We start from the raw sequence: 9,036 nt of genomic DNA on the forward strand, positions 1-9,036 counted from the left end.
ACACCGGCCTACTCGATGACCATCAATCGATCACTCGGGAAGGTACGCCCTTCGCATGCTCCCCGAGCTCGATCCACAGGTCTTGAGCATTGCTCGGATCCCGGGCAGTCCTCGGCGAATGTGGTCGACCGCGCCGGGATTCGCCTCATCGCCCCTGGCTCCGGAGCGGCGTGCACGATCTCACCGAGCGGGGCGACGACCAGCGGATCGGCCTGTGGTGTCCGCAGCGGCGGCGTGAGGCGCCGGGTCGGATTTCTGTGACGCGTGCAGGAACTTTGCGTGCGGGTGTGTGCCGGCAGCGGCATCCCCGCCCGGCCTGTCGCACGACGATGTCGGCGCAGAGTCCGGGAATCAGGCCGCAGCGGGCAGAGGACGTCGGGCGACCTCGCAGGCCTCGTCCGGTGGCAGACCGAGCACGTGCAGGAGCATCCGCGCCATGGTGTCCGCGGCATCGTGGATATCGGCCTCGGCCCGGTTGAACCAGAGCTCCAGCAGGCCCATCAGGCTGCCGTTGAGCACCGTCAGGGCGATGACCGGATCGACCACGGCGAAGCGACCCGACATCATGCCCTGCTCCATGTCGCGCCTCGCGCGCGGGGCCAGTCCATGGCCGGTGCCTATGCGGCCGAGCTCGCCGTGACGCAGGATCCGCATGATTTCCGAGTGCGAGTCGGCCAGGCGTGCACTGAGCCGCAAGCCGCCGGCGAGGCGCTCGGCGGGATCGGCGACGCCGTGCAGGCGTGCGTCGATGGCCTGGCCGTACTCCTCCAGCGCATCGGCTACGGCCGCGGCGAACAGGTCCGGCTTGCACGTGAAGTGGTTGCAGAAGGAGCCGAAGCCGACGCCCGCGCGCTCGGCGATGGCCCGAATGCTGGCGCCGGTGTCGCCGGATTCGGCCAGGATCCCCGGGCTGCGCGGACGAGTGCCTGCCGGGTATCAGCCCGACGGCGTTCGAATCGGTTCGTGAGTGAGGCTGACATCTGAGCGCACCACGATAATTCCGGCAGTTGTGATGAATCCATCATCGCACTGCTTCGACGAGCGCAACTGATCGATCCATCACTACTGAGTGAGTCTTGACGAGCACCCCCTTATGTCTGATTATTTCATCAGAAATGGGCAGATAACCCGACGACATGTCACGTCGACGGCCCGCTCCGCCCGCCACGAGGTCTCCGACGGAGGAACCACATGACGAACACTGTCCACACCCCGCTCGCCAAGCAGGTGAGGTCCCGCGAGACACCCGACGCTGCCATACGATGATCGATGCCTCGGGAACGGTGGTCGGCTGGACGCATGCCGCCGAGCAGCTCGTGGGGTACTCGGCCCGCGAGGTGGTGGGCCGGTCCGCCGCACAGGTGCTGGCGTCGGCCGAGGACGGCGTGCGCGCTCAGGTGCACGGCGAGCAGTGCCGGGCCCGGGGCGGCTGGTCCGGGCCCGTGGCCGTCCGCCACCGCGAAGGTCACGAGCTCAAGATGACTCTGCGTGTCTCACTGCTGCGGGGACAGGACGCCGGCACTCGGTGGCTGGTGTCCGTGACCGACATCGGCACCCTGTCCTCGGAGACGACCCATGAGCCGTTGCGGGACTCGCTCCTTGCCCACACGCCGATCGGCATCGTCGTCCGTGACCCGCAGCTGCGCTGCACCTGGGTGAACGACGCCATGGAGCTCTGCGACGGGGTTCCCCGTGACCGACGGCTCGGTTCCCGCCTGAAGGATTCGCTGCCCGGTTTCGAGGCCGAAGCCCTCGAGGCGGTGATGCAGCAGGTGCTGGAGAGCGGCACCACCATGGTCCACGAGTACCGGGCGTGGCCGCCGACCGCTCAGCGCCGGGAGCACGTGTTCTCGGCCTCGTACTTCTGCCTCCAGGACGCGGACGGCGAGCCACTGGGGGTGTGCTCCATGAGCGTGGACGTCACCGGCAACCGACGGGCACGCGAGCGCCTTGCCATCCTCAGCGAAGCCAGCACGCGCATCGGCAGCACCCTCGACATCATGCAGACCGGGCAGGAACTGGCCGACCTCACCGTGCCCCTGCTGGCCGACCACGCCCTCGTCGACCTGGTGGAGTCGGTTCCGTTCGCCCTGCAGTCCTCGGCGCGAATCGGCACGGCGAACGGCCGCCCTCCCGCGCTGCGCCGTGCCGGTCTGGCCTCCGTCGACCTGGGGATCCTGGAACTTCCCTGGGCGCGCGAGGAGGTGATCCACGTCCACCCGGCCTCGCCCTTCGCCGACGTACTGCGCACGGGAATGTCCCGCCTGATACCGGTGCTGGACATGGAGGCCCATCTCGGCCCGTGGGTCCACCACGACCCGGAGCGGGCGAAGAAGGTGCGTGACAGCGGCGTCCATTCCTTGATGGTCGTCCCCATCCGGGCGCGACGCTGCGTGCTGGGACTGGCGCTGTTCGGCCGCTCCGCGGAACAGGCACCCTTCCAGGAGGACGACCTTCTCCTGGCCGAGGAACTCGTCACCCGGGCCGCGCTCAGTCTGGACAACGCGCTCCAGTACGCGCGCGAACGCTCCGCCGCCCTCACCCTGCAGCGCGACCTCCTCCCCCTCCGGGTGCGAGGCGGGGTCGCAGTCGAGGTCGCCTCGCGCTACGTGCCGGCCGACATGGATCACGGCGTGGGAGGAGACTGGTTCGACGTGATCGCGCTGTCCGGTGCCCGAGTCGCCCTCGTCGTCGGCGACGTGGTCGGACACGGCATCAACGCCGCGGCCACCATGGGCAGACTCCGCACCGCCGTACGCACACTCGCGGACATCGACCTGCCCCCCGACGAACTGCTGGCACACCTCGACGACACGGTCCGACGACTGAACGACGAGAACGAGGACGACGCCGACCCCGACCAGGCCCCCGCGGTGGTGGGCGCCACCTGTCTGTACGCCGTCTACGACCCCGTCACCCGACGGTGCACCATGGCGCGGGCCGGGCACCCCCCGCCCGCGATCATCGACCCGCAGGGTCATGTCACCTTCCCCGACATGCCCGCCGGAGCCCCGCTCGGCCTCGGTCTCGGGGTGCTCGCCTTCGAGTCGGTGGCACTGGAACTGCCCGAGGGAAGTGTCCTCGCGCTCTACTCCGACGGCCTGGTCGAGTCCCGTGACCACGACCTCGACGTCGGCATGAACCGCTTGGGCGCTGCCCTGGCACACCCCGGTTCATCGCTCCAAGAGCTCTGCTCACAGGTGATCGAGACCCTGCCGACCCAGGCACAGCCCGACGATGTCACCTTGCTCCTGGCGCGTACTCGTGCACTCGAACCCACCCCGATCGCCTCCTGGGAACTGCCGAACGAGCCGGCCGCCGTCTGCACTGCCCGGCACCTGGCCACCCGTCAGCTCAGGGAATGGGCACTGGAGCATCTCGTGATCCCGGTGGAGCAGATCGTCAGTGAACTGGTCACCAACGCCATCCGCTACGGCGGCGGGCCGGTCCGCCTGCGGCTCATCCAGCACCAAGTCCTGACCTGTGAAGTCTTCGACACCAACACCGGCCACCCGCGTCCCCGCCATCCCCGCACCCTCGACGAGAACGGCCGCGGCCTCCATCTGGTCGCGCAGCTGTCCCGCAGGTGGGGCTCCCGCTCCGCAGCGGACGGCAAGGTCGTCTGGGCCGAACAGGATCTACTCCCCAAGGCCGTTGCCCGGTGAGGAGCGGGGCTCGGCCTTCCGAGACCACCAAGCCATGATCACCCGACGTCCGCGACCGCATCCGCCAGCGCGACGTTTTAGGCGGGCCCGTTCCCTTGCCTTAACCCACCACCATCCTCAGCTCCCATCCCGTCCGCCGTCGACCCACACACCGTGGAGCGGGCGCGGGTCAGGGGCGTCAAGGTGGAGCGCGCCACTGTACGAACGACCTTGACGCCCCTGGGCCGCGTCTGCTCGGCTCTGCCTGGGTCGACGGTGGACGGGATGGGAGCACCCCGCGCACGCCACTACGTGCCCGCAGTCGGCGACGGCGCCCTCTGCAGACGAACGCGATACCGGACACTCCCGACGGCGGTCACGTACAGCCCGGCACTCGGCTGTACGACGTGCTCTGCGCCGAGGACGCCGAGGAGCTCGAGACAGTGCTCCTCCAGGTGCTCGAGAGGGGGGCGCCGGTGGTAACGCAGGGAACAGCACGTGACCTGGCGGCACGATCCGGCGCGGAGGCACGCGCTGTCGCTGTCCGCCTTCCGTCTGGAGGATGCCCGAGGACGCCCCACTGGGGTCGCGGCCCTGTACATCGACAGCACCGAGGGGCTGCATGCTCGCCGTCATCTGGATCTCGCCCGCAAGGTGGCCGAGCAGGTGGGAGGCTCGCTGGACGTCGTGCGCACCGCGCAGGACCTCGCGGACGTCCTCGTACCGGGCCTGGGGGATCTCGCCGCAGTCGACCTTGCGCACTCGGTGTTCGAGACCTACAGCCAACAGCATTCCGCACCCGACCGCCGGACCCATCAGGTGGTGGAGGAGGCCCATTCGGCGTGCGACCCTCGAAAGGTTGACCACGGATGATCGTGGCAGATGAACGTGCCTGCAACCAAGGGCGGGTCGACTCCCTCAGCACACTCTCATGAGGTCCACGGTCCAGCTGCACTCGCTTCCCTTCTGCCCATCGCCCTCTCGGCTCCCATCCCGTCTGCCGCGGTCCGCACACGGTGGAGCGGGCCTGGCCCATGAAGTCCAAGTTCTATCCGGCGTGTCTGAAGGCGGTCGGGGGTGGTGAGCCGAACGCTGCCATGCGGCGCGGTGATGCCGATCGCCAGAGCGAGTTCGGCGCGCGAGGCGGCCGCGCTAAATCGCGCACAGTCTATGGATTCGCCCGGCGCTGGGCCGCCGCGGGCGCCGTCAGCCTCATCCGTGACCAGCTCCGGCGAGCCGTCCGTCTCTCCAGCAGCAAGCCCCCGCAGGCCGTGGCCGCGGTCGTCGACTCCCAGAGCGTCAAAGCCTCCGAGACCGTCGGCCGCGACTCCCGCCGCTGCGACGGGGCGAAGAAGACATCCGATGCGGAGAACGCGTCAAGCGGCAAGGGCCAGGTGATGTCCCCGTGTGGTCGGGAAGGCCACGGCCTCGTTGAAGGGGACGCGGTGCGCCCCCGGCAGCCGGGTCGTAGACGGCGTACAGGCAGGTGGCTCCGGTGACGCCCGCGCCGGCCCCGCGCCGCCGGGCCGGCCCCTCGCCATCTGTGCCACAGCCATCGTCGCCCACAGCAGCACCCTGCTGCTCGGCATCCCGCACCGGATGACCACACTGGGTCTCAGCGCCTGCCCGCGGTGGCCAGGGCAGCGCACCGCTCCCGCCGGGGCGGGGCGGTCGGCGGGCCCCGGTGCACGGGCGTGCGGGTGTGCCATGCCGTCAGCTCACCCGCTGACCCCGACCATCTGTCACGCTCGGGGAACGTAGCTGTCTGGCCGCCGGGGTCGGGGTCATGGTCGGGCGACCACGCCCTCTGTATCCCCCGGTGCGCAGCGGTTGCGCAGCCCCGGACGGACGTTGCGCGATCAGGCTGCGCAACCGGCAAAGGATCCGGCGCAGCTGTGCTGCGCGTCGCGGCTGCGCAGTCGCACCCCGAGGGGTCTTGGTCTTCTGTTTGCGCAGGCCCGGGTGACGCGCTGCGCAGACATCCGGCAGACCCGCCCGGCACCCGTCTGCGAATAGGAGGTGCGGGTTCAGCAGCCGCGCGCCACGTGGCCGTGCGACGGTCGTCGGCCCGGGGGGCCGTGTGCCGACGCAAGTGTCGTGTCCTCGATCTGCTGCGCACTTATCCCTGCTGAGCGCGGCGCTGCGCACCCTCGTCGTCGATAAGCAAACAGATCTGCCGACCCTCGTATGCCTGTTCCAGGCCATGCGCGGCGTCTCGGCCGGCGAGGGCAGACACCTCACCGTCCCCGTGTCCGACCGCTCCATCAGCACTTCCAAGGACAGCGCCGTGCGCCGGGACGCGGAGAAGGCACGGCGGCTGTTCGCGGAGCCGAAGCAGGCCGGCCGGTGTGACGTAGATGACAGCTGCGATTGTCGTGTCTGGTGTGACAGATGTGACGCCCCGTCCGTTGCATATGTGTAGAGAACGTAGGCAAGTGATGGACGACCTTGGAGGTTTCACGTGCGCCCCTTCACTCTCAACTACACCGCCCCCAAAAACATGACGGCCCAACTGCCGCCGTACCGCTACGACGCCTCGCTCCAGCTGAACGTGCTCCCCGACGGCCGCCCGGCGGTCAGCGACCCGGAGCTGCTCCTGGCGGCCGGCACGACCACCTCGACGGCCGGTTCCGCGACCCACTTCGACGACTGACCCTCCGCGACCGAACGGACCATCCCGCAAGCGCATGACCGTACTGATCCTCACCTCCGAGGAGGACGTGACCGCCGACATGGTGGTGGCCAGGCTGCACGAGACGGGCACCCCCGTGATGCGGCTGGACCCCGCCGACCTGCCGGGCAAGGCCGTGCTGTCCGCCGGCTACGCGCACGGCGACTTCGACGGCCACCTGTCGGTGGGCGGCCATGTGCTCAGCATGCGGGGCCTGCGGTCCGTGTGGCTGCGCCGGCCCGGCCAACCGGCCGCGCATGCGGCGCAGCCCTCGCCGTGGCTGACCGCCGAGAGCCGTCAGGCGTTCTACGGCATGCTGCACTCCACCGCCGCCCGCTGGATGAACCACCCGCGCCACGCGGAGCAGGCCCGCCTGAAACCCTGGCAGTTGAGGGTCGCCCATCGCAGCGGCCTCGCCGTACCGCCGACCGTCTTCACCACCTCACCGCGCCTGGCACGTCAGTTCGCCGAGGAGCACGGGGACGTCGTGGTGAAGTCCGCCTCGGGGCCGCCGCGCGGCAATCCCGCGCTGGACCTGCCCACCACGCTGATCCGGCCCGACGCGGACTTCTCCGCCGTCGCGGCCGGTCCGGCGCTGCTCCAGCGGTACGTGCCCAAGCGCGCCGACATCCGGCTGACCTGCGTCGGCACCCGGCTGTTCGCCGCCCGGAAGACGGCCGAGCCCGACCAGGTCGACGGACGCTACGGCGACACCGGGCACACCTGGCAGGCCACACCCGTGCCGCCGCAAATCGGCGGGCCGGTGCGTGAGTACCTCCGCATCACCCAACTGGCCTACGCCGCCTTCGACTTCGCCGAGGACGAGGACGGCGTCTGGTGGTTCCTGGAGTGCAACCAGGGTGGCCAGTTCGGCTTCATCGAGCTGACCACCGGGCAACCGATCTCGGACGCGATCGCCGAGTGGCTCTCCCAGCCACCCCCGACCTAGAACGCACTTCAAGCAGATAGCTCGTGCTGCGAGCGAGGCCACGGTCGGGCCGACCACGCCTGACCAGCACGGTGCGGTGTCGCCTGCGCAGCCCGGCTGCGCAGGCCCGGCTGGCCGCTGCGCAATCGGTCTTCGCAACCGATCGAGGGTCGTGCGCAACCGGATCGCGTGCAGCGGGCGCGCCGGACGGCCCGCGGAGCCCAATCTCCTCTTGCCCAGAGCCGGGTGCCCCACTGCGCAGGCCGTCCCCGCGGGTCTGGCGGTGTCCTTCTGCGCCTCGCGTCCGGCTGCCGGCCGCGGTGCGGCAGGCGGGTGTTAGTTCATCCGCGTCGGCGGGGTGCCGGCGGATGACGCGATGAGCACCGACCGACCCACCTCTGAGCTGACTCTATGAGGGCCGGGCCTCCTTCCCGAGCACGTTTGGGACCCGGAACCAGAATCCACCGGGCTGTGCAGGGAAGGGGGCCCGGCCCTCATGGGTGGGTGAGGTGTTGCAACGACCACTAGAACTCAGACCATGGCCTGGTGCCGGTCCTGCAGTGCGGCCACGGTGCGGACGGTTCCGTCCGGACTGCACAGTGGGTCTCCCGGCCGCAGGTCGGATGCCAGGGGCCAGCCGTGGCCGGTGACGTAGAAGCGGTGTCCGGGTGTGCTGGTGAGGCGCCCGCCATCGGTGAGATCGACGTCGACCAGGTCGACGGTGGTGTGGTGGAAGGTGCGGGTGACCGGCTCGCCCTGTGCGCGTCCGGTCGCCGGGTCGGTGGCCAGCAGCAGGTCACCGAGGCGCACGTCACGCAGCGCCTTGTGACTGCCGTCGGCGAGGACCACCTGGGTGGTGTCGGGGAAGCTGTTGACCCGGCAGGCCGTCCGCGCCTCCTCGTGCACCTCGACCTGGTGCTCGATGTCCGCCAGCGTCTCGGCGTCAGCGGACGATATGGACCGATAAGTAAAGAACGGGTAGGGTGGCTGAATGGCGCGTCCACGGAGCTTCGACGAGAACAGAGTGCTGGATGCGGCGCGTGAGCAGTTCTGGAACCGTGGCTATGCCGCCACGACGCTGGGAGATCTGGTCGCCGTCACCGGCCTCGGCAAGGGCAGCCTGTACGGCGCGTTCGGCGACAAGCGTCAGCTTTTCCTGAACCTGCTGAACAGCTACTGCACCGAGCAGATCAGTCACATCCAGCAGGTCCTTGCCGGGTCCGGCACCGCCATGGAGCGCCTGGCGCGCCTGTTCGAGGGTGTCGCGCACAGCTACGGCGGAGATGCCCAGCGCCGAGGCTGTTTCATGGTCAACAGCGCCTCGGAGCTCCGTGGGCAGGATCCCGAGGTGGTCGCCCTGGCTCGGGCGACGTACCAGCGTGTCGAGGACCTTCTCGTCGACTGCGTGCAGGAGGCGCAGCAAGCGGGTGCGCTGGATCCGGGCGCAGACGCACGGGAGCTGGGCCGACTGCTGCTTGCTGCGCTGCAGGGCATCGAGTTCCTCGCGAAGACCAACATGGACACCGCGGCCCTCCTGCAGATCGGACGCACCGCGCTGCGTCAGCTGCCCAGGCTCGACAACGGGTAATTCCCTGGCCGGTCGGCGAAAGCGTTGGCTGACGTGCGGGTTCCTGGGGCGGGAGTCAGGCTGGAGTGGGGAGGTGCCCGCCCGGTCGGACCGGCCTGTAGGGCAAGGGTTTGAAGGCTCCCCTCCCTGAAGGACTCCGTTGGGAAATCCGTGAAACGGTGATGGTGAGTGTGCAGGCCTGCCATGATCGGCATGTTTGTCGATC

At 69.5% G+C, this 9,036-nt stretch carries 7 protein-coding genes; 5 read left to right on the forward strand and 2 right to left on the reverse strand.

What is annotated here, in order from left to right:
- Positions 1-351 precede the first annotated feature (351 nt).
- On the reverse strand, positions 352-903 hold the full coding sequence (locus ACIBJF_RS50025; protein ID WP_399184559.1) for a TetR/AcrR family transcriptional regulator: 552 nt from the start codon (positions 901-903) through the stop codon (positions 352-354).
- A 359-nt stretch (positions 904-1,262) separates the two neighbouring features.
- On the opposite strand from ACIBJF_RS50025, the gene ACIBJF_RS50030 reads away from it, so the two are divergent.
- The 4 genes from ACIBJF_RS50030 (at position 1,263) to tgmB (ending at position 7,264) form a co-directional block, all read left to right on the forward strand.
- Entirely contained in the window at positions 1,263-3,665 is a 2,403-nt protein-coding gene (locus ACIBJF_RS50030; protein ID WP_399184554.1) for a SpoIIE family protein phosphatase, read from the forward strand.
- Between the two features lie 477 nt (positions 3,666-4,142).
- On the forward strand, positions 4,143-4,517 hold the full coding sequence (locus tag ACIBJF_RS50035; protein ID WP_399184555.1) for a hypothetical protein: 375 nt from the start codon (positions 4,143-4,145) through the stop codon (positions 4,515-4,517).
- Between the two features lie 1,588 nt (positions 4,518-6,105).
- Positions 6,106-6,297 carry a putative ATP-grasp-modified RiPP gene (gene tgmA / locus ACIBJF_RS50040; protein WP_356314845.1) on the forward strand — a complete coding sequence of 64 codons (192 nt, stop codon included), beginning with the start codon at positions 6,106-6,108 and terminating at the stop codon, positions 6,295-6,297.
- A gap of 34 nt (positions 6,298-6,331) precedes the next feature.
- Positions 6,332-7,264: an ATP-grasp ribosomal peptide maturase gene (gene tgmB, locus ACIBJF_RS50045; RefSeq protein ID WP_399184556.1), complete on the forward strand. Its 933-nt coding sequence runs from the start codon at positions 6,332-6,334 to the stop codon at positions 7,262-7,264.
- 510 nt (positions 7,265-7,774) lie between these two features.
- Here the strand turns inward: tgmB and ACIBJF_RS50050 are convergent.
- Entirely contained in the window at positions 7,775-8,149 is a 375-nt protein-coding gene (locus ACIBJF_RS50050; protein WP_399184557.1) for a Hint domain-containing protein, read from the reverse strand.
- 85 nt (positions 8,150-8,234) lie between these two features.
- Between ACIBJF_RS50050 and ACIBJF_RS50055 the strand changes: the two genes are divergently transcribed.
- A complete protein-coding gene (locus tag ACIBJF_RS50055; RefSeq protein WP_399184558.1) occupies positions 8,235-8,831 on the forward strand; it encodes a TetR/AcrR family transcriptional regulator in 597 nt (198 codons plus the stop codon).
- Positions 8,832-9,036: the final 205 nt, after the last annotated feature.

It is taken from the genome of Streptomyces sp. NPDC050743, from assembly GCF_044456925.1.
In the GTDB taxonomy this organism is placed as follows: domain Bacteria; phylum Actinomycetota; class Actinomycetes; order Streptomycetales; family Streptomycetaceae; genus Streptomyces.